Source organism: Paenibacillus silagei (assembly GCF_017874735.1).
GTDB classification, from domain to species: Bacteria; Bacillota; Bacilli; order Paenibacillales; family Paenibacillaceae; genus Paenibacillus_AQ; species Paenibacillus_AQ silagei.
Window position 1 is genome coordinate 1 of record NZ_JAGGLV010000004.1, and the last position, 24,811, is coordinate 24,811.

A 24,811-nucleotide genomic window follows, 5' to 3' on the forward strand; every position below is an offset into this window, starting at 1 on the left:
ACTCCCGTTGCGCCCGTCACTCCAGTTACCCCGGTTGCTCCGGTGACTCCCGTTACACCTGTGGCCCCGGTTGCTCCCGTAGTTCCCGTAGCTCCAGTCGCTCCTGTTACACCTGTGGTTCCGGTCTCTCCCGTCGCCCCCGTAATTCCAGTTGCCCCGGTTACTCCCGTTGCTCCGGTTGCTCCTGTAGTTCCCGTTACACCTGTGGTTCCGGTTGCTCCCGTAGTTCCCGTAGCTCCAGTAGTTCCCGTTACACCTGTGGTCCCGGTCTCCCCCGTTGCTCCCGTAGCTCCAGTAGTTCCCGTTACACCTGTGGTCCCGGTCTCCCCCGTTGCTCCCATAGCTCCAGTCGCTCCCGTTACACCTGTGGTCCCGGTTGCTCCCGTAGTTCCTGTAGCTCCAGTCGCTCCCGTTGCCCCGGTTGCTCCTGTGGCTCCCGTTACACCTGTGGTTCCGGTCTCGCCCGTTGCTCCTGTAACACCAGTTGTTCCCGTAATTCCAGTCGCCCCGGTGACTCCCGTTCCTCCCGTAACGCCTGTCGTCCCGGTAACTCCCGTTCCTCCCGTAACGCCTGTCGGCCCCGTCACTCCTGTTATACCACTCACTCCCGTGGCACCTGTCACGCCCGTTACGCCAGTCGCCCCGGTGACTCCAGTTCCTCCCGTCACGCCTGTCGGCCCCGTCACTCCTGTTATACCACTCACTCCCGTGGCACCTGTCACACCCGTTACGCCTGTCGCCCCTGTGACTCCAGTTCCTCCTGCTATTCCTGTCGTCCCTGTGGCTCCAGTTACACCAGTCGCTCCCGTTACTCCAGTCACGCCAACGGCTCCAGAATAACCTAATAATTCTGCTGAGACTAGCCGATGAGGCGTAGTTAGCTGTCCTGAGCTTCCTTTTCCCCATACGGATATATCTGTATTTTCTACAGCTCCGCCAGTGATTGTAAATACAAACTCAAAGGAATTAAGATTACTATAATAATTCTTTGAAAACACCGTATTCGGCAGAATCTCATCCTGACTCAAGATAAATAATGCTCTGGTCCCACTGAGATTGTATCCCTGTGTTAAGACAACTGCGGTTTGAGTTGTACTTTCATTGACGATGATTATAGTCGTTGATACCGTTGGTCTAGAGCCGTTAACAGCGTTATTCTCAATAGGCCCTGTATTCCATACCGCCATTACCCGCCCTCCTTATCTAGATTGAACTACACATTCATCCAGAACCTATCGGCTCCTTCTTTCTATATGAATCCTGTAATAAAATAGTATGTAGTCTATCCTATTCATGCTAATTCCAACTGCGTATGCCGTTGACCCTAGTAACCAGATTTTTAGTTCAATTCGTACCGGGGTTCAAGCTATGTATAAAGAAGTTACTATGTATGTAGGGAACAGACAAAGGGGTAAGCCGGATCGCTTCAAAAAAACAAGCCGTACGCCAGCAATCTGCTGATTCGTACGGCTTGTTTATATTAACGTAGATTCCAGAGTGTAATCCGCTCCGGCTAGTAACGCGTTACCCCATCCTTGGTCACCAGCGCAAAAACCAGCGGCTGCGGCGGAACCGGCTGAGCGGAGATGCGGTACGCCTCCAGCACTTTGCCTTCGGCTTCCTGCATCTTGCTCTCGCTGGCATCGTTCACATGCAGTACTGCCAGCGTATCGCCTGCGGCCACGGCGTCGCCGACCTTCAGCGAGAGCTGAATGCCGACCGCCAGATCGATCACGGACTCCTTCGTCTCGCGTCCGGCACCGAGCAGCATTGCGGCCACACCGATCTCTTCGGCCTGGATGCTCTCCACATAGCCTGCGGCTGCCGCCTTGACTTCAATGAATCTGCGGGCAGCGGGCAAAGTGTCAGGCGACTCGATCTGTGAGACATCTCCGCCCTGGGCAGATACCATCTGCTTGAATTTATCCAGCGCACTGCCGTCTTCGATATGAGACAGCAGCATGGAGCGTGCTTCTTCTTCGTCCTTCGCCTTACCGCCGAGTACAAGCATCTGGCTGCCCAGGATCAGGCAGACCTCCTGCAGATCCTTCGGCCCGTGGCCGTTCAAGGTCTCGATGCCCTCTTTGATCTCCAGGGCATTGCCGATGCCGAAACCCAGCGGCTGGTCCATGTCGCTGATGACCGCAACCGTGTTGCGGCCAAGGTGAGTGCCGATATCTACCATCGCCTGGGCGAGCGCAATGGAATCCTCCAGCGTCTTCATGAACGCGCCGCTGCCGGTCTTCACATCCAGCACGATGGCGTCCGCGCCTGCGGCGATCTTCTTGCTCATGACGGAGCTGGCGATCAGCGGAATGGATTCCACCGTGGCCGTCACATCACGCAACGCATACAGCTTCTTGTCGGCCGGCGTGATGTTGCCGGACTGGCCGATCACCGCCGCGCCAATCTCGCCCACCTGGGCGAAGAACCGTTCCCGGTCCATCTCCACCGAGAATCCCGTAATCGACTCCAGCTTGTCCAGCGTGCCTCCGGTGTGGCCGAGGCCGCGCCCGGACATTTTGGCTACCGGAACTCCGGCCGCTGCGACCAGCGGTGCCAGCACAACTGTCGTCTTGTCGCCCACGCCTCCGGTAGAATGCTTGTCCACCTTGATGCCCGCAATCGGGCTAAGGTCCACCTGGTCGCCGGACATTGCCATCTCCAGGGTCAGGTCACCGGTCTCGCGGGCGTTCATTCCGCGGAAATACACAGCCATCGCCCAGGCGGAAATTTGATAATCCGGGATTTCCCCTTTGCTGTAGCCTTGAATCAGAAATGCTATTTCTTCGCGGCTAAGCTCACCGCCGTCTCTTTTCTTCTGAATAAGATCAACAGCACGCATTAGATCTGTACCTCACGGACGAAGGAACGCACCAGTCCGATGAATTTGGGCTTGGTCAGGTTCGCCACTTTAACCACCTGCTCATGGGTGAGCGGCTCCAGCTCATCGCCAATCGCCATATCGGTGATACAGGTAATGCCGAGCACACGCAGCTTGCTGTGACTGGCCACGATAACCTCTGGCACGGTGGACATGCCTACGGCATCGCCGCCGAGATAAGCCAGCATTTTCAGCTCAGCCGGGGTCTCATAAGTCGGGCCGCTGATGCCGGCATATACGCCTTCCTGCAGGACAAGCGCTTCACCGTCCACACCTGTAACTCCGCCTGCAAGCTTTTTCGCAAGCTGGATATATTCAGGGTCATAAGCACTGGACATATCAGGGAATCTTACGCCCAGCTCCGGATCATTCGGTCCGATCAGCGGGTTGTCGCCGGTCATATTGAGGTGGTCGGTAATCAGCATCAGGTCGCCTGCCTTGAACGCTCTGTTCATCCCGCCGCCTGCGTTGGTAATAACAAGGGTGCCGATGCCCAGCTTAGCCATTACATAGACCGGAAGAACTACCTTGCGCATCTCATAACCTTCATAGTAGTGAAAACGGCCCTGCATGATCATAACAGCCTTGCCTTCCAGCTTACCGATCACGAACCGTCCGGCATGGCCTTCTACCGTTGAATGGGGGAAATGCGGAATTTCTTCATAAGGCAGGTAGACTGCATCTTCGATCTGATCGCCCAGGTCGCCAAGACCTGAACCCAGAATAAGGCCGATTGCCGGTATATAACCGCCGAATTTGGATTGAATATAAGCAGCCGCTTCCTGAACCTGGGTGCCGTATGGGACTGTTGTTGGTGTTGTCATAGGTTGATCCTCCCGGATATGAATTGTGTATAGAATAACGCGTATGTGAAGCAGTTCCTACATTTTGGGAATAAAAGCAAGCACAAGCTTCAGGAACTGCTCGCGCACACGCTCAGCGGTCTCCATCACCTCTGCATGATTCAGCGGCTGCGGCAGAATACCGGCTGCCATGTTGGTGATGCAGGAAATACCCAGCACTTCAATCCCGGCATGGCGGGCAACGATGGTCTCGGATACGGTGGACATGCCTACGGCATCTGCTCCCTGGCGGCGCAGCATCACGATCTCAGCAGGCGTCTCATAGTTCGGTCCGAGCAGACCCGCATATACGCCTTCCTTGAACTCAAAATTCAGGGCTGCGGCAGCTTCCTTGGCAGCTGCAATCAGACGCGGGCTGTACGCCGAGGACATATCCGGGAACCGAACGCCCAGCGCATTGTCATTCGGTCCGCTCAGCGGATTGCGGCCGGTCAGATTCAGATGGTCCGTAATCAGCATGAGATCGCCCGGTGTGTATTCGGTGTTGACGCCACCGGCAGCGTTGGTGACCAGCAGGCTGGTTACGCCCAGCTCCTTCATTACCCGCACCGGGAAGGCTGTAACCTCAGGGCCGTAGCCTTCATACATGTGGAAGCGGCCCTTCATCATGACCACGCGGCGGCCTTCGATCATGCCGATCAGCAGCTCACCTTCATGACCTTCTACCGTGGACACCGGGAAATGAGGAATCTCATGATAAGGAATAACGACTTCATCTGTGATCAGATCCGCCAGGATGCCTAGGCCGGAGCCCAGGATCAGCCCGATTTCGGGGGCGACGGTGCATTTATCTTTGATATATACGGCGGCTTCTTGAATTTTGCTTGAGGTTATAGTGGTCATGGGTTACACTCCTTCTTTTTTCAAAAAATCCAGTTCAAGCTGTGGTGTGATTACTGTAATTCAGACAAAAAGCTTGTCCCGTACTGCGGAGCCTTCGCCCCGAAGTTATCGGCGATTGTCGCGGCCACATCCGAGAAGGTCTGGCGGATGCCGAGGCTGCCGGGTGTCTTGAATCTTGGGCTGTAGACCAGGAGCGGCACATATTCGCGCGTATGATCTGTTCCTGCATGAACCGGGTCATTGCCATGGTCTGCGGAGATGATCAGCAGATCATCCTCACCAAGCGTAGCGAGCAGCTCAGGCAGCGCCTGATCGAACACCTCCAGCGCACGGCCGTAGCCTTCCGGATCACGGCGGTGGCCGTAGAGGGAATCGAAGTCCACCAGATTGGTGAACAGGAATCCGTCGAACGGCTTGCGCAGCTCATCAATGGTGATCTGGATGCCGTGTTCATTGCTTTTGGTCGGATAGGTTGCGGTTACCCCTTCACCCGTAAAAATATCATTAATCTTGCCGACAGCAATCACATCCTTGCCGATATCCTCCAGCGCGTTCATCACCGTAGGCTCCGGCGGCTTCACCGCATAGTCATGGCGGTTAGGTGTACGCACAAAATTCCCCGGCTCGCCGACATAAGGGCGGGCAATCACACGGCCTACGGAGAACTCGGGTGCCATCGTCAGCTCACGGGCAATTTTACAGGCGCTGTACAGCTCCTCCAGAGGAATAATATCTTCATGTGCCGCAAGCTGGAACACGCTGTCCGCCGAGGTATAGACAATCCATGCCCCCGTCTTCATCTGTTCCTCGCCGTATTCCACAAGAATCTCCGTGCCGGAGGCCGGCTTGTTGCCGATGACTTTGCGTCCGGTAGCCGCTTCGAATTTCTCGATCAGCTCCGCAGGGAAGCCGTCAAAGTAGGTGTTAAAAGGAACCTCGATCTTCAGCCCCATCAGCTCCCAGTGGCCGGTCATCGTGTCCTTGCCTACAGATACCTCCTGCATTTTGCCGTAGTAGCCTGTAGGGGCGGATACCGGTTCAAGCGGTGGCAGCGGTGCGATATTCGCCAGCCCGAGCTGCTGCAGATTCGGAAGCTTAAGACCCGGAACCCGTTCCAGAATATGGCCCAGCGTATGGGAGCCTGTATCTCCGAAATTAGCGGCATCCGGCGCTTCACCGATACCTACACTGTCCAGAACAATAAATCCGATGCGTTTAAATGAGGACATTGCCGTCTTCACTCCTTTTATAGTTTGCCTAATCTTGTCGTCTGCTCTAAGCATGAAGAAACTCCGGGAGACCCTCTCCCGGGAGCGATTTCTTCAGTATGATTCCATCATAACTTTCTTACTCACAAAAAGCATCTTTTCGGCCCAATCCGATCCGCCCGCCCGTATTCCTAAGGTCCCTCATCCCTGTACAGCCGGCTATTTCGCCCGGGGATGATGATTCTCGTAGACCTCCTTCATATTCTTGCGGGCAATTCCGCTGTATATCTGAGTGGTCGAACTATCGGAATGGCCCAGCATCTGCTGCACAGAGCGCAGGTCTGCCCCGCCTTCAAGCAGATGCGCAGCGAAGGAGTGGCGCAGAGTATGCGGTGTGATGTCCTGCTCAATCTGAGCTTCACGTGCGTATTTTTTGATGATTTTCCAAAAGCCCTGACGGGTCAGCCGTCCGCCCAGACTATTCAGGAACAGCGCAGGCTCCTCCCGGCTCGCACGCAGCAGCTTGTCCCGCATCCCTGAGGTATAACGGGCTACGCAATCAGCCGCAATCACGCCGATCGGGACCACACGCTCCTTGCCGGAGGCGCCGCTGCAGCGTGCGAACCGCAAGGATGTATTCACATCCTCCACATTCAGCGAGATCAGCTCCGTCACACGGATACCCGTCGCATACAGCAGCTCCAGCATAGCCTTATCGCGCATCCCCTGGGGAGCAGCTTCATCCGGAGCCGCCAGCAGACGCTCGATCTCCTCAATGCTGAGAATGATCGGCGGCTTGTGACTCGGCTTCATGGCTTCCATATCCAGCGTAGGATCTTGGACAATCAGCCGTTCCTTTAGCAAAAAATGAAAATAGGCGCGCAGCGATACCGTATTCCGGTTCACCGTGGCTGCTGCCTTCCCTGCTCCGCGCAGGGCACCCAAATAGAGCATAATATGCGTTCTTCTAATCTCTTCGGCCGCGTCCAGGCCCCGCTCTTCCGTAAACTCCAGAAACTGCGAAATATCCCGTCCATAGGATTCCAGCGTACTAGGAGACAATCCTTTGTCCCCGGACAAATACTGCATAAACGGCTGTAAGTATGACTTCATCAATTCACGCTCCTGTCAGACTCAGGCTGCTTCATGCGGCTTCGCAGCGGGTTGAGATCCAGCAGCCGGAACAGCGTTGTTCCATGACATGCTATAGATTGATTCGACATACTTCTCCCTTAATCCTGCAATCCGTCCCGTTACTCCCCGTACCAGTAAAAAAGGCGCAGGCGATCCCCTGCACTTATCCCCTGTTCCCCATACTGGACATCCTGAAACGCCCGGACGGCGGTGCCTTCCGGAATCTCAACATTGCGGGCCGGACTGATCCATGCGCTGACCCAGCTCAAAACATAATACAGCACACAGCTTACCGCCACAAGCATCGTCATGAAATACAGCCGTCGCACCGTGCGGGGGAGAGAAATAATCATCTTGGCAGCCTCCTCAAAATGAAATCAGCGTCTGCGTCAGCATTCTGCATATGCTCCCCTTCTGCTGCGCTTGCGCAAGCGCACGGCAGGGTTTCCAGCAGAAGGGATAACGGTAGAAGGGATAACAGCAGAAGGAACGTGAACAGAACTCGTCCTTCACTCTATGCGTCAGAAGGCCTTGTTATGTATGTCGGGGAACAAATTCGCCTTAGGTTACTTAATCTACCTCTGGCTGGCGGCATCCGGGTTAACGGGGTTTAATGAGGCGCACTTATACACCTCATTCGCTTCATATAGCCCGCATCCGCTCAATTCAGGGGCACTTGTGCTCTTCATTTGCCCATATAGCCCGCATCCGCTCAATTCAGGGGCACTTGTGCTCTTCATTTGCTCATATAGCTCGCATCCGCTGAATTCAGGGGCACTTGTGCTCTTCATTTGCCCATATAGCCCGCATCCGCTCAATTCAGGGGCACTTGTGCTCTTCATTCGCTCACTTAGCCCGCATCCGCTCAATTCAGGGGCACTTGTGCTCTTCATTCGCTCATATAGCTCGCATCCGCTCAATTCAGGGGCACTTGTGCTCTTCATTTGCTCATATATCCCACATCCGCTCAATTCAGGTGCACTTGTGCTCTTCATTCGCTCATATATCCCACATCCGCTCAATTCAGGTGCACTTGTGCTCTTCGTTACTCTCCCTCTACTATCCCTCCAGCCTACTTTAAGCGAATTTAGGGGGATTTATCCCTTTCATTCCTCTTCAACCCCGCCGCTGCCAGCTAACCTGCTCTCCAAGCATTAAAAAGCTCCCCTCCAGCCATTCAGCCGGGGGAGAGCTTGCGCGGTCATTCTTCATCTGAAGATGAACTTAGGAAATCCGCAATGAAGCATTCTTAAGTCCACATTCTATATACGCTTATTCGGGAGTATTGTCCTCTGCCGGGTTCTTATCCTTGCAGCGGTGGCATATTCCGTGAAAATCAAGTCTATGATCAACCACCGTGAAGTTGTATTCCTGCTCCAGCCGCTCTTCCAGCGGTCCCAGCCAATCCTCACGAATCTCATCCATACTTCCGCACTGCACACAAATCAAATGATGGTGATGATGCTTCGCCGTATCCGTACGCAGATCATAGCGGGCCACACCGTCTCCGAAATTGATCTTCTCCACGACATGAAGCTCGCTAAGCAGTTCCAGGGTACGATACACGGTGGCAAGACCGATCTCGGGCGCCTTTTCTTTTACAAGCATAAATACATCTTCCGCACTTAAATGATCATCCTCGTTCTCCAGGAGAACTCTTAAGGTCGCTTCCCGTTGAGGTGTAAGCTTGTATCCTTGGGATTGTAGTTGTTGCTTAATCTTGTCTATTCGGGCTTCCATTGTCTGCCTCCCCCTTGGAAAATTACCACACCGGGCTTCAAGCCACTTCTTCCATTATAGGGGGATTTCCTTTGAGAAGTCAAACGGTTTTAGCATCTCGATCGGGCTGGCCCGCACATTCACAGATCCTCCATATTTGAAAATTCTTCCTCACCCGGCCGACACCAGAAGCGGCGTCACCCAGCGCATCATCACCGGCGTCACCCAAGCCTCGAAGCCAGAGACCCCCATCACCAGCAGCGCCATCCCCAGCGAGAGCAGCGTATACATCATGAACGGATGAGTCACCTGCGTGCGGCGCTGCTGTCCCAGTACCCGGCTGCGGATCATTAGCAGGGAGAAACCGAGGGCCGCCGCGCTGCATACCAGCAGCACCGGAATCAGCACCAGATTATGCGGAGCGACGGAGACCAGGGCGAACAGCATACCGTGCCAGGAATATTGGCTGACGAGAGTGCCGACGGTGAAGCCGATCAGCACGCCTTTGAGAAAATCCAGAATCAGAATGCCCGGAAGTCCGATCACGGACAAGCCGAGCACCCAGATCAGGCCGACCCACTTCAGATGAAAAGCGGCGATGCTCCAGTATGAATCCTGCGCGGCAGGCAGTCCCTGCTGATCGACCGTCACGAAGAAATTGCTTAAGTAATCGCCCAGCTCCTGCTGCTGATCCAGCGTAAGCGCAGTGACGATAAGCGCTCCGAAGACCACCCCGACCAGAAATAATACCGCGACAAAAATATAAAGAGGCGTCTGTTCCTTCACCATCAGCTTTAGACTGCGCACCCTGACATTCCCCTTTCCGGTCACATGTTACACCATATGAGGGAATGTCCTGATCTATGACTTGTCCTTAGTTCTTGAGCACCTTGCCGTAGGTGCCTCCGCCACCCGAGGAGAGCACGAGCTGTCCTGTACGGGCCAGCACGATCAGCCCGGCCAGCTCCGCTCCCGCTACAGCGGCAAGCTCGGCTTCCGCAGCCCGGTGCAGAATGTTCATCTCTGTGCCAAAAGCCTCCAGCAGCTGGTTCAGCTTACGCTTGCCGAGGCCGGGAATGAATTCCAGCGGCACCTGGTAATGGTACGCAGGCCGATATTCCGGAACCTGCGGCAGCAGACGGTCGGCAATGTGCAGAATGCGGTCCAGCACACCCTGGACCAGCTTCGGACTGCCGCAATACGGGCAGCGCTCCGAGGTGCTGTAGGCTTCATCGATGATGCTGCCGCAGCCGCCGCAGTAGGTCCGGTGATATTTGCCCAGCCGGGGATTCAGCCCGAAGTTGGCGCTGACCCTGCGTCCTTCCGAGCGCCGGAGCGCCAGCTTCAGCTCCTCGAAGGAGGGCTCCCGCATCTCGATGACATTGTACTCGCGGCCAATTTTGCCGAGGGAGTGGGCATCGGAATTGGTCAGGAAGCTGTAACGGTCAAGCTCCGAGATATACCCTGCCATCTCTGAATCCGCACTGAGGCCAAGCTCCACCGCCGCGATGCGGTCCAGATCGAATAACTCCGCCATCCGCTCGGCCGCGCAGCCATAGAGCCCCTTATGAGGCGTGAAAATATGTGCCGGAATCAGCAGCCCGCCCCGCCCGGTAATCTCGTCCTGAAGCACCCTGGAAGGAGCGTACAGGCGCTGCGAGCTGAGATTCACATTACGCATATGGGCGCTCATCCATGTGCTGAAATCCTCCATCGTTCCAAGGTCCGGCATGAAGGCCAGGACATGGCACTCCCGCCGCCCGGGCTCACGGATCTCAATCTCGGTTCCCAGCAGGATCGTTGTCCCCCGGTACGCAATTCCACCGCCTGCGGCTATCGTCATTTCACCGGAATCCAGCGCGGTATGAATATCACGCAGCACGCCCGGTGAGTGGCTGTCGATAATGCCGATCAGGCCAATCCCCTTGCGCTCCGCCGCTTCCCGGGCAATCCCGGCGAAGGTCAGATCACGGCTGCCGCTGATTTTGACCGCCTGGCCCTCCGAAGTCCGTCCGATATGCACATGCAGATCGCAGTAGACGCTGCTGAGCTCCTCCGCTAGTGCCATTGGCCTGTCAGCGTGTAAAGATGCCAGGCATAGACCGCCATCATCGTCTTGGCATCGGCAATACGTCCGTCCGCAATGTACTGGTAGGCTTCCTCCAGCGTCAGCTCGGAGACCTCCAGGAACTCATCCTCATCCAGTGCCATCTCGCCCGGCTGGGCATCTTCGGTCACATAGAGGTGAATGATCTCGTCGGCGAAGCCGGGCGAGGTGTAGAACGACTTCAGCAGCTTCAGTCCCCCGCTATGAAAGCCGGTCTCCTCCTGAAGCTCACGGCCCGCAGCCGCCAGCGGATCTTCTCCCTGATCCAGCTTCCCTGCCGGAATCTCCACCTCGGTACGGTGCATCGGCTGACGGTACTGCTCTACGACAAGCATTTTACCCTGATTCAGGGCCAGCACGGCTACAGCTCCAGGGTGCTTCACGACCTCGCGGGTTGCGGTGTTGCCGTCAGGAAGCCTCACGGTATCCACCTGAAGCGAAATAATGTGGCCTGCAAAAATCGGCTTCGTTGATAATGTTTCTTCATCCAATGCGGGGTTGCGGTTTATTTCATCTTTTTTCATAGATTTGTGGTCTCCTTTGGCATCGTTATGCATAGGGTGTATTATAGCAAACTTAAGAAGAAAGAAGGAATGCAGGCATGAATAACATCCTTGTCCAAGCAAGCTCATCCGCAGTTACAATGGTAGGTAAACCGGAACAGATTATGGCCGTAATGGCCGGGTGGATGAAGCAATACGGGCGCGATATGCCCCTGGCTTACATCCTGCTGCTCCAGGCAGATTCGCGGATCAAAGCTTCCAAGGCTGGATAATGCCGCTTCGTTCTTCCGGCAGCGTCTATGATATTCCAGGGTATAAGAAGGAGCTGTCTCCCGGATCATCCCGGAAGCAGCTCCTTTAATGTTATTCTTAAGCGGCAGCAGACCGCCTCAGCAAAAGCCTTGCCCTGGCCGGTCCCTGCACAGCCTCTTATTTGGCTTAGCCCTTCTGGCTCTCGGCCACAATGGCTACAACCAGGCTGGCCACCTTGACGATGTCTGCGGCCTTGATCCGCTCCTTCGTGGTGTGGATATCCTCGTAGCCAACCGCCAGATTCACAACCGGAACGTTCAGGCCGTTGAACACATTGGCATCACTGCCGCCGCCGGAGGCGAACAGCCGGGTAGTCAGGCCCAGCGAAGTGATCGCCCGGTCAGCCAATTGAACAACCGGATCATTCCCATTAAAGCTGAACGCCGGATAGATAATCTCGCTGCGGAATTCACTCTGCGCGCCGTGGTCGCGTGCGGTAGTCTCCAGCGCCTCCCGCATGGAGGCAATCTGCAGTTCAACCTTCTCCTGCACAATACTGCGGGCCTCCGCATCCAGCTGCACATGGTCGCAGACCACATTCGTCGGTCCGCCGCCGGCGAACTTGCCGATATTCGCTGTCGTCTCGTTATCGATCCGTCCAAGCTTCATCGCCGAGATCGCTTTGCTCGCTACCTGAATGGCGCTGATGCCATCCTCCGGGTTCACGCCTGCATGGGCGGACTTGCCGAAGATCTGCATCGTTACCTTCGCTTGTGCCGGTGCTGCAATCGCGATGGCTCCCACTTCTCCGTTGGAATCCAGCGCGAAGCCCATGTCTGCATCCAGATATGCCGGGTCCATCGCACGTGCGCCCATCAGCCCGGACTCTTCGCCTGCCGTAATGACGAACTGAATCTGGCCGTGCGGCAGCTTCTGCTCCTGAATGACCCGGATTGCTTCGAACAGGGCAGCCAGTCCCGCTTTGTCATCCGCTCCAAGAATGGTGCTGCCATCACTTCGAATCCAGCCGTCTTCCCCCAGGGCAGGCTTGATCTTCTGGCCGGGCACCACGGTATCCATATGGCAGGTGAACAGCAGCTTCGGCGCGCTCACTCCGCTGTCCGCAGGCCAGGTCACGAACAGGTTGCCGGCTCCGTGCCCCGTTCTCTCCTGCGAATCGTCCTCCACCGCAGTCAGCCCCAGGCTGCTGAACTTCTCCTTAAGCACATCGGCAATCTGCCGTTCATTCCGGGTCTCACTGTCAATCTGGACAAGCTCCATGAACTCATGGATCAATCGGTCTTCTGATATCATATGGACTTCCCTCTCTTTCTCAGATACGTTACAATGGTTGTACTGCGTTCAATTGTGGGCTTATGCTCATAACTTAAACTAATCTCAAAGGAGTCACTCATGCAACGACAAAAATGGTTTCGCATTATCATCTACATCATGCTGTTCGCTATGATCGCCTCTACGGTGCTGTTCGTCATCGAACCGTTTATGGCCGGTTAATCATGCTTAGCGCTAATTAACAGCGTCCGGTTCCCCGGGCGCTGTTTGGCTATACGGAAACTGCTCCAGGAAATAAGGCACCAGCTCTTCAGCAACCGTTCCGATGTCAAAAGCGCGCCCTGTGCATTCCTCAAGCGAGGTCACTCCGTATTCCGCAATACCGCAAGGGATAATGCCTGTGAAGCCGCTTTGCCCGATCCCGGCCGATACGTTGAAGGCGAAGCCATGACTGGTGACAAACCCCCGGCGGAATTTACACTTATTGAACTTTACGCCGATTGCACAGATCTTCTCATCACCGACCCACACCCCGGTATACCCCTGCTTGCGGGTTCCCGTAATGCCATAGGCCTCCAGATACGCTATAATCACCGACTCCAGCTTGCGCAGATAGCCGTGCAGATCAACCTTGCCGTTCTCGCCCAGCTTCAAAAGCGGGTACCCGACCAGCTGGCCGGGCCCGTGATATGTAATATCTCCCCCGCGGTCAATCTCAAACAGTGCAATTCCCTGCTGCCTGAGCTGTTCCCCGCTGAGGAGCAGATGCTCCGGATGATTCTGCGAACCGATGGTGTATGTGGGCGGATGCTGCAAAAGAATCAACTGCTCGGAAGCAGTGCCCGCGTCAATCGCATGCACCGCTTCCTTTTGCAGCTCCCAGGCCGCCCCGTACTCCATCACCGGAAGAATGGTAACTGTAAGTTTGCTTAGGTTCAGGTTCTCCATCATCATAAGTTCCCCTTTGCTTCTCATTCTCCCTGTCCCAGGAGTCCGCAGCCGCCTTACTTAGTAGAGCTTCGTCTCCGGGGTGTAGCCTTCCACATTATCCTTCACGCGCTGCAGGAACCGTCCGCTGATGACTCCGTCCAGAATCCGGTGATCCAGCGACAGACAGATATTCGCCATCGAACGTACGGCAATCATATCATTGATGACGACAGGCTTTTTGACAATGGATTCAAAAGTCAGAATTGCCGCCTGCGGATAGTTAATTATCGGATAAGACAGAATCGAGCCGAACGAGCCGGTGTTGTTCACCGTGAATGTGCCGCCCTGCATATCGTCCAGACGCAGCTTGCCCTCCCGTGTCTTGAGTGCCAGTTCGTCGATCTCGCGGGCCAGCCCGGCGACATTCTTCTGATCGGCTTTTTTGATGACCGGCGTCATGACGGAATCCTCTGTGCCTACGGCCAGCGAGATGTTGATGTCGCGTTTGACGATGATTTTGTCAACGGCCCAGACCGAGTTCATGATCGGGTAATCCTTGATCGCACTGACCACAGCCTTCATCAGAAAAGCGAGATAGGTCAGGTTAATGCCCTCTTTGCGCTTGAACTCATCCTTCAGCTTGTTGCGCAGCACCACCAGATTGGTCACATCGACCTCGATCATCGTCCAGGCATGCGGGATCTCCGAGACGCTCTGGCGCATTCTTGTAGCGATCGTATTACGGATCGGCGTAACATCGATCAGATATTCCGAGCTGCTGCCCCGTCCGCCTTCGATCTCAATCGTCGGAATCTTCGGTGATTCGCTAAGGTGCAGGCCGGAGTTACGGACCTGCTGATGCTCATCATGTACCGGCTGGAACACAGGCTGCAGCGCAGCGGGTGCAGGAGCGGCGTCAGGTACAGGCGCAGCTGCAGGGGCTGCTGCGGGTGCCGGCGGCTGAACGGAGGCGCCGTTCTCCAGGAACGTGAGCACATCCTTGCGTGTGATACGTCCGCCCAGGCCGGTGCCCGGCACGGCCGCCAGGTTGATGCCGTGCTCGGCGGCCAGCGTCTGCACAGCCGGAGAGTAACGGGCCCGCATTGGAGCTGCGGCGTCATAAGCCGCAGCGGGCACGGGCGGCCGCGCGGCGGCGTGGGCCGCCTGCGGGGCGGTGCCGGATGCCGCAGCCGGGGCAGCGGCAGGTACAGTGGCGTCGCCGGAAGCTGCCGGTGACGGGGCCGCAGCGGCTGGCGCAGCGGAGCCAGCCACTGCGATGCGGGCGATGATCTCGCCGACGCTGACCGTCTGGCCCTCTTCGGCCAGCAGCTCGGCCATGGTGCCGTCTACCGTTGCAGGCAGCTCCGCGTTCACCTTATCCGTGATTAGCTCGCAGATTGGCTCATATTGCTCTATCGAATCACCCGGCTGCTTCAGCCACTTCCCGATAGTCGCTGACACCAGCGATTCAGCCAGCTGCGGCATAATTACATCCGTCAGCGTTGTATTGTCAGACATAATGTCACTCCTTAAAGTTTTGTAAGCGCGGACTTCTTGAATTTACTTTGTACAAAACTGCTTCGGAAGCATAGGCTTAGTTTTGTAAGCGTGGACTTCTTGAATTTGCTTCGTACAAAACTGGCTTCGAAAGCCAGCCATGAAATCCTGCACTTAATACAACATTCGCTCATACAAATCTGCCCAAAATCAAAAATGTTGCTCAAAACGCAGCAATTCTCTTCATTCGGGCGGCTGAGCGGACATATTGTTGTATTTCGTGCAGCATTCTTCCCAATTCACTGTATATTTCATATCCAAGTTGCACTTTCTGCAGCATTCTTGCTCGGGTCCCGGTCGCGGTGTCAGGTAGGATGAACTATTGAACTTAATACTGCGCCAGACGCAGCATCTCAGCCTTAACCTTATCCTTGCTGAGCAGGAAGAACTTCTCCATCGGCGGTGAGATTGGCATCGCCGGGACATCGGGTCCGCACAGGCGGAAGATTGGGGCATCGAGGTCAAACAGGCAGTGCTCGGCGATAATCGCCGCCACTTCAGCGCCGATGCCTCCGGTCTTGTTGTCCTCATGGACAATCAGCACCTTGCCGGTCTGCCGGACAGCGGCAATAATCGCTTCCCGGTCAAGCGGTTGGAGCGTACGCAGATCCAGGATATGCGCGGTGACGCCATGCTCCTTCTCCAGCTCCTCCGCTGCCTGCATCGCAAAATGCAGCGGCAGGCTATACCCGATCACCGTAATATCGCTGCCTTCACGCAGCAGATTCGCTTCACCAATCGGCACCGTGTAGTCGCCTTCCGGCACATCGCCCTTGATCAGCTTGTAGCACTTCTTGTTCTCGAAGAACAGCACCGGATCAGGATCACGGACAGCAGCCTTGAGCAGACCCTTCGCATCTGCAGCCGAATAAGGAGCCACAATCTTAAGCCCCGGCGTGCCGAAGAAGATAGACTCCGGGCACTGCGAATGGTACAGCCCGCCGAAGATGCCGCCGCCAATCGGCGCACGGATGACGACCGGACAGTTCCAGTCATTATTGGAACGGTAGCGAATTTTGGCGGCTTCGCTAATAATCTGGTTCGTTGCGGGCAGCATGAAATCCGAGTACTGCATCTCGGCAATCGGCTTCATGCCGTACATCGCAGCGCCGATGGCCACCCCTGCAATAGCAGATTCCGCAAGCGGCGTATCCAGTACCCGTTCTGCGCCGAACTGCTCCTGCAAGCCTTTGGTCGTTGTGAAGACGCCGCCCTTCACGCCGACATCCTCACCCAGCACGAACACCGACTCGTCACGTTCCATCTCTTCCTTCATCGCCAGCCGGATTGCATCGATATATTCCATCATCGCCATGGCTTAAGCGCCCCCCTTCAGGCCGGATTCATCGTAGACATGCAGCAGCGTATCTTCCGGTTTCGGGAACGGCGCATTCTCCGCGTAGGTTATAGCCTCTTTCAGTTCAAGATTATATTCGGCAGCCAGATCACGCTCCTGCTCGTCACTCCATAGACCGAGTCCGGTCAGATAAGTGCGGAACGCGGCGATGCCGTCTTTTTTCCAGTTCTCATCCACTTCCTCCTGGGTCCGGTAAGCCAGATCATTATCCGAAGTGGAGTGCGGCGACAAGCGGTACATCATCGCTTCAATCAAGGTCGGGCCTTCACCGGCAAGCGCACGTTCCCGGGCCTCCTTCACCACACGGTAGACCTCCAGCGGATCATTGCCGTCCACCCGGATGCCGGGGAAGCCGTAGCCGAGCGCACGGTCGCTGACCTTGCCGCCAAGCTGCTTGTGAGCAGGAATCGAGATCGCATACTGATTGTTCTGGCAAAAAATAATCATAGGCAGCTTATTCACACCGGCAAAGTTACACGCTTCATGGAAATCCCCCTGGTTGCTGGAGCCTTCCCCGAAGGTAACGAAGGAGACGAACTTCTTCTTCTGCATCTTCGCCGCCAGCGCGAAGCCTGCCGCATGCGGAACCTGGGTCGTGACCGGGCTGGAGCCCGTTACAATCCGCAGGCGCTTGCTGCCGAAATGGCCCGGCATCTGCCGGCCGCCGCTGTTCGGATCTTCCGCCTTGGCGAAGACGGAGAGCATCAGCTCGCGCGTGGTCATTCCGACAGAGAGGACAAACGCATAGTCCCGGTAATAGGGCAGGAAATAGTCATTCTCCCGGTCCAGTGCAAATGCCGCCGCGACCTGTGCCGCCTCCTGCCCGATGCCGGATACATGGAAATTGATCTTGCCCGCACGCTGCAGCAGCAGACTGCGCTCATCATATTTCCGTCCGAGCTGCATGAATCTGTACATATCGATAACCTGGCCGTCTGTGAGTCCAAGCTGCTTATGTCTGTTAACGGTGTCTACAGTACCTTGGGATTCCATATAAGAGGTACCTCCTAAAAAGTATTGCCGGCGCTCAGCTTCCAGCCCCGCTATCTCTAACAGGTTCAGGATGCGTCCGCCAGGCGGGTTGACCCTAATACTAAATATATATATGCCCTGATCCTATCACCAGGTACTAAATCCATTATAATCTTTTTCGCGGCAAAAAGAAAAGCCAAAATCCCTCCGCCAAGGCAAGGCTCTGGAACCGAACAAATATAGCCGGTATGGAGCGATATCGGCGCATTATGCGCCTCCCGCTCCCTCCGGCCTTCTTGTTAAGCTCTCTATCGCACGTTAGAATCCGATTGCTCTTCCATCCACCGCCAGCATCGCCTCGCCCAGCACCTCCGACAGTGTCGGATGAGCATGTACAGCCTCCCCGACCTCCCAAGGTGTAGCATCCAGGATCTGGGCCAGCGCCGCTTCGCCGATCAGATCGGTCACATGCGGGCCGATCATCTGCACGCCGAGGATATCCCCGTTCTTCGCGTCAGCCACCACCTTCACGAAGCCGTCCTTCATGCCGTAGACAATGGCTTTGCCGATGGCGGAGAACGGGAATTTGCCGGTCACCGTCTCACGGCCGAGCTCCTTCGCTTCCTTCTCTGTGTAACCGACACTTGCCACTTCCGGCCGTGTATAGACACAGCGGGGAACCAGATGAGTCTCATAAGGATGGAGCGCTTCGCCCGCCAGATGGTTGACCGCACGAATGCCTTCATGGCTGGCGGCGTGAGCCAGCTGCAGTCCGCCGATACAATCGCCAATCGCATAGATATGCGGCTCACCCGTCTGCATATTGGCATTTACCGCAATGACACCTGTATCGAAGCGGATATCTGTATTTTCCAGTCCGAGATTCTCGATGTTCGCCACGCGTCCCACGGATACGAGCAGCTTATCAGCCGATAGACTCTGGCTCTGCTCCCCCTTGCGGGCTTCAATCGTAATCCCTGTCTCTGACACCGTGCAGGTCTCTGCATCTACCGTTGTTCCGGTGAGCACCCGGACTCCGCGTTTCTTCAGCAGGCGCAGCAGCTCGCGGGCCACCTCTTCATCCTCCTGCGGCAACAGCTGCCCGGCTGCCTCGACGACAGTCACCTGCACTCCGAAATCAGCCAGCATGGATGCCCACTCCACTCCGATTACCCCGCCGCCCACAATAATAATCGAGGCCGGTAGCTCCTCAAGCGTAAGCGCCTCTTCACTGCTCAGAATCACCTTGCCGTCAGGCACCAGGCCAGGCAGAATGCGCGGACGCGAGCCGGTAGCGATGATGAGATTCGTAGAGACCACGGTCTCCATCTCGCCATTCTCCAGTTCTACAGCTACAGCGCCGCTTCGCGGGGAGAAAATCGAAGGCCCGATGATCCGGCCTTTGCCCTTCAGCACCTGAATCTTGTGCTTGCGCATCAGATACTGCACCCCCTGATGTAGCTGCTCTACTACCGCTTCCTTGCGCTGCTGCACTTTGGGGAACACCAGCTTGGTGCCCGTAGTCTCTATACCGTAGCTTTCGCTCTCGTTGATTTCAGCCAATACCTCTGCACTGCGCAGCAGTGATTTGCTGGGAATACAGCCGCGGTGCAGGCAGGTTCCGCCCAGCTTGTCCATTTCAATAACGACAACGGATTTGCCCAGCTGCGCAGCGCGGATCGCTGCCACATAACCGCCGGTGCCTCCCCCAAGTATCGCCACATCACAGGTCATTGTCATGATATGTATCCTCCAGTCATTCCTCTTGAATTCAGTTCAATCTATTATATTGTACTCTCTTTCGGGAGTAATACAAAACATACAAACGTCATGTATTCATGGACTTTTGCAGGTTAAAGCGTTATCATATGGGTGAATTCAAACGGCTGCGAAGAGGAGCGACTGTGATGAAACTGCTGATTTCACGCTTCATTGCCATCCTTATTCTGGTGATCCCCGGCCTCCTGGCGATGACGGGCTTCCTGATGATGAAAGATGATCTGTTCAACTATTTCGCCATGCATGGCGATGAGACTGCTATTCCCAAATTTGCGTGGCTGCATTTCGGCGGCGGCCTGCTTTTATTCCTGGCGGGCATGACCTTCCTCGGCGGCTGGATTCTGGCCCGTGACCGCAAAAAGAACTACGTTGGCCCCCGCTTCCGGGAGAAGCAGCAAGCACAGCAGCCCCCGTCCTCCGAAGCCCGCTCCTAATTATATTCCATTGAAACAGGGGATGCCTCAAGCCATGAACGAACCGGCTGCTGAGGCATCCCCTTGTTGTTAGCTATCGAACTTTTAGCTGGAGGACTCCCGATACACACCAGACGCCGCGTGAACAGCACGCTGTACTCTGTGAGAGTGCGCTACGAGTCTATCGCTCAAAGTCTAAGAGTCTAGGGTTACGAGTCCATCACTCAGGCACTACGAATCTATCGCTCATGCGCTGCGAGTCTAACACTCATTGCGTTACGAGCCTGTGACCCAAGCGCTAAGTGTAGTTTGTACAACTATAATGCTTCGATTTCGGCCCATGGAGAGGTATAGCTGCACTTCGTACACTTATAAATCACTACTTTACGTATAAAGACTAATATGCCCAATCTTAGTTGTACGGAATACATCTATCCGAGCTTATTGGGTAATCCGCAGCTTTATAGCTGCACGAAATACAACTATCCGTGAGATTACGAGATACGAGATACGAGATACGAGATACGAGATACGAGATACGAGATACGAGATACGAATCACAGTATGCGGTACGATAGTAGAGCTTACCAACAGTACAATTGCACAATGTACAACAGAAAAGAGTAATATCAGGCAGAATTCAGAGGCTATTGCACTTCGTACAGCAGAATTCAGGCAAAACACGCTTTTCACCCTAAATCATCAAAATCTAATGTACCAAATACAATAGAATGCAATTTCCCGCTGAAAAATCAGATGTCTATTGCACAAAATACAGTTACCTTATAAATCATGCGCCACAGCTTCTGCATCCCGTTCGCCGTATGCACCAGTGTGAGCATTACCCCGCTTCTTCTCACTTACAACAACACTTGCCACACTTGCCGTACTTATCGCACTTACTGCACTTACAACACCTAATGCGCTTACAACACTTTCCATACTTGCCACACTTGTCGCATTTATCGTAATTACCTCACTTACCTCACTTGCCGCCTTACGCACTTACCCTTAACCCTCACTCATGCCTCAGCTTTGTCTCACCCATGCCTCAGCCAAGACTCACTTATGCCTCACTCATGCCTCAACCATCCCTCATCCTTACTCCTCGGCCGCGTCCTTACTTCCCCGCACCAGCTGACTATAGAGGCCGCCCTGCCGGAGCAGCTCCTCATGCGAGCCCTGCTGAAGCAGGCGTCCGCCCTCAAGCACCAGAATGCGGTCGGCTGCGCGGATCGTGCCCAGCCGGTGGGCGATCACGAAGCTGGTCCGGCCGCGCATCAGCGCCTGGAGCCCTTCCTGAATCTTGATCTCGGTCACCGTATCGATGCTGCTCGTCGCCTCATCCAGTACCAGCATAGACGGATTCGCCAAAATTGCCCGGGCAATCGCCAAGAGCTGCTTCTGTCCCTGGCTGATACCGCTGCCGTCCACAGACAGCATCCGGTCGTAGCCGTCCTGGAGTCTCATGATGAAGGCATGGGCATTGGCCAGCTTCGCAGCCTCCTCCACCTCTTCATCGGTTGCATCCAGCCGGCCGTAGCGGATATTATCGCGGATCGTACCTTTGAACAGGAAGGAGTCCTGGAGGACGAAGGCCATATGGCTGCGCAGACTCTCACGGGTGACCGTTGACAGCTCCCGCCCGTCCAGCGTAATGCTGCCCCGGCTCGGATCGTAGAAGCGGGACAGCAGGCCGATTAGCGTCGTTTTGCCAGCACCGGTAGGTCCGACCAGCGCAATCATCTCACCGGGCTTCGCTTCAAATGAAATATCCTGCAGCGTATCTGTCCCCCCATCATAGGAGAAGGAGACCTCCGAGAACTTCACAGCGCCCTCAACATGCGCAAGCTTCACCGCCGCGCCCTCATCCCGGGCCTCCGTCTCTTCATCCAACACCTCGAAGACGCGCTCCGCACCGGCGATCGCCGACAGCAGCGTGTTCCATTGGTTCGCCAGATCATTCAGCGGCCGGGTGAACTGGCGGGCATATTCGGCAAAAGCGATAATAATCCCCACCGTCACCAGCCCGCGGATCGCAAGCAGCCCCCCGACTCCGGCCACGATGGCAAAGCTCAGATTGTTCAGACCATTCATCAGCTTAGGAATGAAGCCCGAAATCGATTGCGCCCAATACCCCGACAGCATAATCCGTGTATTGCGCTCTCTGAAGCCGGTAATTACCCGCTCCTCCTGCGAGAAGGCTTTGATAATCCGCTGTCCAGACAAGGTCTCTTCAATGAACCCGTTCAGCTCCCCCATATTCCGCTGCCGCTCCTTGAACAGCGGGCCGGTCCGCCGGGTAATCCAGCGCATGCCCAGCATCATCAGCGGCACCACAATGAAGGTTAGCAGCGTCAAGAGCGGGCTGAGCCATAGCATTACGCCAACCGTTCCCACCAGCGTCAGAATACTGGAAAAAATCTGAATCGCCGAGCTGTTCAGCGTCGAGCTGATATTCTCGATATCATTGGTCAGACGGCTCATAATCTCTCCCTGCTGCCTGCGGTTGAAGAAGGAGATCGGCAGGCGGTGCAGGTGCGAGAACAGATCCGTCCGCATCCGGTAGACCGTCTCCTGGGCCACCTCGATCATCCAGACATTTTGCAGCCAGGAGACCAGGGAATTCAACAGGTAGACGAGCGCCAGCACCAGCAGGAAGAGGCCCCACGTTCTGCCGCCCTCCCCGCCCAGATAGTCGTCCACTGCCCGGCTGATCAGGTAGGGTCCAAGGAGCGACAAGGCTGAGCTTAGCAGAACCATGAACAGCACCAGTATCAGCTTTGTCCGGCGTTCAGCGAGATAAGTCCATATGCGTCCTAATGTGCCAGACCAGTTCTTGGCCTTCGCCTTCGGCTTCCGGCTGCCCATCGCCCCGAAGACCTTGGCTTCGCCGTGGCCTACTTCCAGCTTCGGATAGCGGAACGGCTCAATGAGTGCTTTGAACATGCTGCCCCTCCCCTGTCTGCGATTGATAGATTTTGCGGTACAGCGCGGACTCATCCATTAGTTCGGAATGGGTCCCCTGCGCAATGAGCCGGCCTTCGTCCAGCAGCAGAATTAGATCCGCCGAAGCAGTGGAGCTAATTTTCTGTGTGATCAGGAAGGTCGTGCAGGACAACTTCTTCAGCTCTGCCAGCAAAAGCCCCTCCGTCACCGCATCAAGCGCACTGGTGCTGTCATCCAGAATCAGGATCGCCGGTCTGCGCACCAGCGCCCGTGCAATGCTCAGACGCTGCTTCTGCCCGCCCGACAGATTAACTCCGCGTTGCCCAAGGGCAGTATCGTAGCCCTGCGGCAGCCCGGCAACTGTGTCATGAATCTGCGCTGCCGCTGCTGCCTGCTCAATCTCTGCCTGACTCGCCGCTGCATTTCCCCAGGCTATATTCTCCCGGATCGAGCCGGTGAATAGCAGCACCTCCTGAGGTACATAGCCAATCGAGCCCCGTAAGGTCTGCATATCCATCTCCGTATGCTTCTGTCCGTCCACCAGGATGCTCCCGCTGCCGCATTCATACAGCCTTGGAATCAGCGTTACCAGAGAGGATTTGCCTGAGCCGGTCGCGCCCATAATCGCCACTCGTTCCCCCGGCTGCACCGTGAAGGAGATATCGTCAAGCACCTTAATATCACTGCCGGGATAGCTGAAGCTGACCCGCTGGAATTCAACCTTGCCTTGAACAGCTGACGCAAGACCTTCTCCAGAAGTCATACCCAGCTCGCCCGGGCCATCGCTTGCCGCCATCACTTCAGTGACCCGTCCCGAAGACGCCCGTGCGCGGGAGAAGCTGACCATAATCCAGGATAGCGCTGACAGCGCTCCCATCGTCCGCAGCGAGTAGTTAATAACAGCAACCGTCTGTCCCAGCGTCGCATCCCCTGTAGAGATCTCTATCCGCCCAAACCATAACACGGCCAGAATACCGGCGTTGACGATGATCATAATGAACGGGGTCGAGGTCTCGGTAAGCCGCAGCGCAGCAATAGTCGATCTCATCAGCTCTCCGCTGAATGTTGCGAACCGTCCAATCTCATGGCCCATCCGCACAAATACACGGATCAGCCGGATTCCGGTCAAATTCTCCTGAATAACACCATTCACGCCGTCGAGCCGGCTCTGCACATTGCGGAACAGCTCGGACGCTCTGCGCATCAGCCAGATCATGAAAATCACCAAAAACGGCAGCGTCACGGTCAGCAGCAGCCCCAGCTTGATATGTACCACAAGCGCCATAATCACGCTTCCAATCACAACCAGCGGAATACGGGTCATGAACCGTAGCCCCATGAATATCGTATCCTGAATTTGTGTTACATCCCCGGTAAGGCGGGTGATCAGAGATGAGGTAGGGAAGCGGCTAAAAATATCGTAAGAGAACGACTGTACCTTTTCATACAGCTTGTCACGCAGGTCGAATGCAAACCCCTGACTGACATGCGACGCAAAAAAGGAGCTGAGTATTCCCGCCAGAAACGCCACAGCGGCACTCCCTACCAGCACCCCGCCCCACAGCCAGACGACAGCCGTGTCCTGTTGCCGGATACCGTCATCAATGATTTTGGAGATCAGCAGCGGCTGCGACAGCTCCACGGCCAGCTCAATCAGCATCATGACCAGCGCGGCAATAGCGGCGACCCGGTATTTTTTAAGAAAAGTCAACATTAGCTTCATCGAAGATACCCCATTTGCTTATTCGTAGAGCGCATCCCGCAGGCGGGTAGACATGGCAGAGCCTTGTCCCGACTTCAAAATGACCCGGCGCAGTGCCTTGTTGCTGCGGTTCAGCTCGGTGAGCTCGGCCAGCATGTCTTCCAGTAAATTCTCAGTATCGGGGATGAGCTCCCCCTTCTCCCGCAGCGCATTAATCCGTTCCTTATATTGCTCCAATTTCTCTGTCACCTGACTAACTTCCCTTCTGTTCACTATATTCTCCTGCTGAAGACACAATTGCGTTCATTATAGCACATCCCGGGCGGAAGCAATGTTTGCACTGGCT

Annotated in this window: 23 protein-coding genes; 3 read left to right on the top strand and 20 right to left on the bottom strand. The window is 55.5% G+C overall.

The features are described from left to right. The 11 genes from J2Z70_RS07335 to J2Z70_RS07385 all read right to left on the bottom strand — a co-directional run. Positions 1-821: hypothetical protein (locus tag J2Z70_RS07335; RefSeq protein ID WP_342592998.1), on the bottom strand; the 821-nt coding region annotated here is incomplete at its 3' end. Positions 822-1,513: 692 nt separating this feature from the next. Then, entirely contained in the window at positions 1,514-2,845 is a 1,332-nt protein-coding gene (locus tag J2Z70_RS07340; RefSeq protein WP_209871098.1) for a pyrimidine-nucleoside phosphorylase, read from the bottom strand. Beyond that, positions 2,845-3,708 (bottom strand): purine-nucleoside phosphorylase, encoded by an 864-nt coding sequence (locus J2Z70_RS07345; RefSeq protein ID WP_209871101.1) that lies wholly within the window; start codon positions 3,706-3,708, stop codon positions 2,845-2,847. Before J2Z70_RS07345 ends, J2Z70_RS07340 begins: the two co-directional genes overlap by 1 nt. A gap of 57 nt (positions 3,709-3,765) precedes the next feature. After that, the gene (locus tag J2Z70_RS07350; protein ID WP_036732029.1) at positions 3,766-4,590 is read right to left on the bottom strand and encodes a purine-nucleoside phosphorylase; all 825 of its coding nucleotides are present in this window, start codon (positions 4,588-4,590) and stop codon (positions 3,766-3,768) included. Positions 4,591-4,640: 50 nt separating this feature from the next. Next, positions 4,641-5,819 (bottom strand): phosphopentomutase, encoded by a 1,179-nt coding sequence (gene deoB, locus J2Z70_RS07355; RefSeq protein ID WP_036732027.1) that lies wholly within the window; start codon positions 5,817-5,819, stop codon positions 4,641-4,643. Between the two features lie 198 nt (positions 5,820-6,017). Continuing rightward, positions 6,018-6,911, bottom strand: coding sequence for a site-specific tyrosine recombinase XerD (gene xerD / locus J2Z70_RS07360; protein ID WP_036732025.1), 894 nt, complete (start codon positions 6,909-6,911; stop codon positions 6,018-6,020). Positions 6,912-7,051: 140 nt separating this feature from the next. Next, a complete protein-coding gene (locus J2Z70_RS07365) occupies positions 7,052-7,285 on the bottom strand; it encodes a DUF4227 family protein (protein WP_076086452.1) in 234 nt (77 codons plus the stop codon). A 919-nt stretch (positions 7,286-8,204) separates the two neighbouring features. Continuing rightward, complete coding sequence (gene fur, locus J2Z70_RS07370; RefSeq protein ID WP_036732017.1) at positions 8,205-8,672, bottom strand: ferric iron uptake transcriptional regulator; 468 nt, start codon at positions 8,670-8,672, stop codon at positions 8,205-8,207. Positions 8,673-8,822: 150 nt separating this feature from the next. After that, positions 8,823-9,458: a stage II sporulation protein M gene (gene spoIIM, locus J2Z70_RS07375; RefSeq protein WP_340951517.1), complete on the bottom strand. Its 636-nt coding sequence runs from the start codon at positions 9,456-9,458 to the stop codon at positions 8,823-8,825. A gap of 67 nt (positions 9,459-9,525) precedes the next feature. Further along, a complete protein-coding gene (locus tag J2Z70_RS07380; protein WP_209871104.1) occupies positions 9,526-10,719 on the bottom strand; it encodes an endonuclease Q family protein in 1,194 nt (397 codons plus the stop codon). Next, positions 10,710-11,282, bottom strand: a complete 573-nt coding sequence (locus J2Z70_RS07385) for an NUDIX domain-containing protein (protein ID WP_209871107.1) — start codon at positions 11,280-11,282, stop codon at positions 10,710-10,712. Before J2Z70_RS07385 ends, J2Z70_RS07380 begins: the two co-directional genes overlap by 10 nt. Positions 11,283-11,359: 77 nt before the next feature. Between J2Z70_RS07385 and J2Z70_RS07390 the strand changes: the two genes are divergently transcribed. Beyond that, positions 11,360-11,533, top strand: coding sequence for a hypothetical protein (locus tag J2Z70_RS07390; RefSeq protein WP_209871109.1), 174 nt, complete (start codon positions 11,360-11,362; stop codon positions 11,531-11,533). Between the two features lie 166 nt (positions 11,534-11,699). On the opposite strand, the gene J2Z70_RS07395 is transcribed toward J2Z70_RS07390, so the two are convergent. Further along, on the bottom strand, positions 11,700-12,827 hold the full coding sequence (locus tag J2Z70_RS07395) for a M20/M25/M40 family metallo-hydrolase (RefSeq protein ID WP_209871111.1): 1,128 nt from the start codon (positions 12,825-12,827) through the stop codon (positions 11,700-11,702). Positions 12,828-12,926: 99 nt separating this feature from the next. On the opposite strand from J2Z70_RS07395, the gene prli42 reads away from it, so the two are divergent. Continuing rightward, positions 12,927-13,028, top strand: a complete 102-nt coding sequence (gene prli42, locus J2Z70_RS07400; RefSeq protein ID WP_155991680.1) for a stressosome-associated protein Prli42 — start codon at positions 12,927-12,929, stop codon at positions 13,026-13,028. Positions 13,029-13,040: 12 nt separating this feature from the next. Here the strand turns inward: prli42 and lipB are convergent, their stop codons facing one another. The 5 genes from lipB to lpdA form a co-directional block, all read right to left on the bottom strand. Continuing rightward, the gene (lipB, locus tag J2Z70_RS07405; protein WP_425355100.1) at positions 13,041-13,781 is read right to left on the bottom strand and encodes a lipoyl(octanoyl) transferase LipB; all 741 of its coding nucleotides are present in this window, start codon (positions 13,779-13,781) and stop codon (positions 13,041-13,043) included. Between the two features lie 33 nt (positions 13,782-13,814). After that, positions 13,815-15,254 carry a dihydrolipoamide acetyltransferase family protein gene (locus tag J2Z70_RS07410; RefSeq protein ID WP_209871113.1) on the bottom strand — a complete coding sequence of 480 codons (1,440 nt, stop codon included), beginning with the start codon at positions 15,252-15,254 and terminating at the stop codon, positions 13,815-13,817. Positions 15,255-15,621: 367 nt separating this feature from the next. Further along, positions 15,622-16,608, bottom strand: coding sequence for an alpha-ketoacid dehydrogenase subunit beta (locus J2Z70_RS07415; protein WP_036698320.1), 987 nt, complete (start codon positions 16,606-16,608; stop codon positions 15,622-15,624). Positions 16,609-16,611: 3 nt separating this feature from the next. After that, positions 16,612-17,643, bottom strand: coding sequence for a thiamine pyrophosphate-dependent dehydrogenase E1 component subunit alpha (locus tag J2Z70_RS07420; RefSeq protein ID WP_036731999.1), 1,032 nt, complete (start codon positions 17,641-17,643; stop codon positions 16,612-16,614). Between the two features lie 297 nt (positions 17,644-17,940). Further along, positions 17,941-19,362, bottom strand: coding sequence for a dihydrolipoyl dehydrogenase (gene lpdA / locus J2Z70_RS07425; RefSeq protein WP_209871115.1), 1,422 nt, complete (start codon positions 19,360-19,362; stop codon positions 17,941-17,943). Between the two features lie 167 nt (positions 19,363-19,529). On the opposite strand from lpdA, the gene J2Z70_RS07430 reads away from it, so the two are divergent. After that, positions 19,530-19,835, top strand: coding sequence for a DUF2627 domain-containing protein (locus J2Z70_RS07430; protein ID WP_036731993.1), 306 nt, complete (start codon positions 19,530-19,532; stop codon positions 19,833-19,835). Between the two features lie 1,080 nt (positions 19,836-20,915). Here J2Z70_RS07430 and J2Z70_RS07435 read toward each other — a convergent pair. Genes J2Z70_RS07435 through J2Z70_RS07445 form a run of 3 tightly spaced genes read right to left on the bottom strand, consistent with a single transcriptional unit; the run spans position 20,916 to position 24,714 of the window. After that, entirely contained in the window at positions 20,916-22,763 is a 1,848-nt protein-coding gene (locus tag J2Z70_RS07435; protein WP_209871118.1) for an ABC transporter ATP-binding protein, read from the bottom strand. After that, positions 22,744-24,486, bottom strand: a complete 1,743-nt coding sequence (locus tag J2Z70_RS07440) for an ABC transporter ATP-binding protein (protein WP_209871121.1) — start codon at positions 24,484-24,486, stop codon at positions 22,744-22,746. Before J2Z70_RS07440 ends, J2Z70_RS07435 begins: the two co-directional genes overlap by 20 nt. 18 nt (positions 24,487-24,504) lie before the next feature. Next, positions 24,505-24,714, bottom strand: a complete 210-nt coding sequence (locus J2Z70_RS07445) for a hypothetical protein (protein ID WP_209871124.1) — start codon at positions 24,712-24,714, stop codon at positions 24,505-24,507. Between the last annotated feature and the right edge of the window lie 97 nt (positions 24,715-24,811).

What these genes read in the sequence shown, in the direction of transcription:
- J2Z70_RS07340 (WP_209871098.1), bottom strand. Translation starts at nt 2,845, where the DNA reads ATGCGTGCTGTTGATCTTATTCAGAAGAAAAGAGACGGCGGTGAGCTT.
- J2Z70_RS07345 (WP_209871101.1), bottom strand. Translation starts at nt 3,708, where the DNA reads ATGACAACACCAACAACAGTCCCATACGGCACCCAGGTTCAGGAAGCG.
- J2Z70_RS07350 (WP_036732029.1), bottom strand. Translation starts at nt 4,590, where the DNA reads ATGACCACTATAACCTCAAGCAAAATTCAAGAAGCCGCCGTATATATC.
- deoB (WP_036732027.1), bottom strand. Translation starts at nt 5,819, where the DNA reads ATGTCCTCATTTAAACGCATCGGATTTATTGTTCTGGACAGTGTAGGT.
- xerD (WP_036732025.1), bottom strand. Translation starts at nt 6,911, where the DNA reads ATGAAGTCATACTTACAGCCGTTTATGCAGTATTTGTCCGGGGACAAA.
- J2Z70_RS07365 (WP_076086452.1), bottom strand. Translation starts at nt 7,285, where the DNA reads ATGATTATTTCTCTCCCCCGCACGGTGCGACGGCTGTATTTCATGACG.
- fur (WP_036732017.1), bottom strand. Translation starts at nt 8,672, where the DNA reads ATGGAAGCCCGAATAGACAAGATTAAGCAACAACTACAATCCCAAGGA.
- J2Z70_RS07380 (WP_209871104.1), bottom strand. Translation starts at nt 10,719, where the DNA reads ATGGCACTAGCGGAGGAGCTCAGCAGCGTCTACTGCGATCTGCATGTG.
- J2Z70_RS07385 (WP_209871107.1), bottom strand. Translation starts at nt 11,282, where the DNA reads ATGAAAAAAGATGAAATAAACCGCAACCCCGCATTGGATGAAGAAACA.
- J2Z70_RS07390 (WP_209871109.1), top strand. Translation starts at nt 11,360, where the DNA reads ATGAATAACATCCTTGTCCAAGCAAGCTCATCCGCAGTTACAATGGTA.
- J2Z70_RS07395 (WP_209871111.1), bottom strand. Translation starts at nt 12,827, where the DNA reads ATGATATCAGAAGACCGATTGATCCATGAGTTCATGGAGCTTGTCCAG.
- prli42 (WP_155991680.1), top strand. Translation starts at nt 12,927, where the DNA reads ATGCAACGACAAAAATGGTTTCGCATTATCATCTACATCATGCTGTTC.
- lipB (WP_425355100.1), bottom strand. Translation starts at nt 13,781, where the DNA reads ATGAGAAGCAAAGGGGAACTTATGATGATGGAGAACCTGAACCTAAGC.
- J2Z70_RS07410 (WP_209871113.1), bottom strand. Translation starts at nt 15,254, where the DNA reads ATGTCTGACAATACAACGCTGACGGATGTAATTATGCCGCAGCTGGCT.
- J2Z70_RS07415 (WP_036698320.1), bottom strand. Translation starts at nt 16,608, where the DNA reads ATGGCGATGATGGAATATATCGATGCAATCCGGCTGGCGATGAAGGAA.
- J2Z70_RS07420 (WP_036731999.1), bottom strand. Translation starts at nt 17,643, where the DNA reads ATGGAATCCCAAGGTACTGTAGACACCGTTAACAGACATAAGCAGCTT.
- lpdA (WP_209871115.1), bottom strand. Translation starts at nt 19,362, where the DNA reads ATGACAATGACCTGTGATGTGGCGATACTTGGGGGAGGCACCGGCGGT.
- J2Z70_RS07430 (WP_036731993.1), top strand. Translation starts at nt 19,530, where the DNA reads ATGAAACTGCTGATTTCACGCTTCATTGCCATCCTTATTCTGGTGATC.
- J2Z70_RS07435 (WP_209871118.1), bottom strand. Translation starts at nt 22,763, where the DNA reads ATGTTCAAAGCACTCATTGAGCCGTTCCGCTATCCGAAGCTGGAAGTA.
- J2Z70_RS07440 (WP_209871121.1), bottom strand. Translation starts at nt 24,486, where the DNA reads ATGAAGCTAATGTTGACTTTTCTTAAAAAATACCGGGTCGCCGCTATT.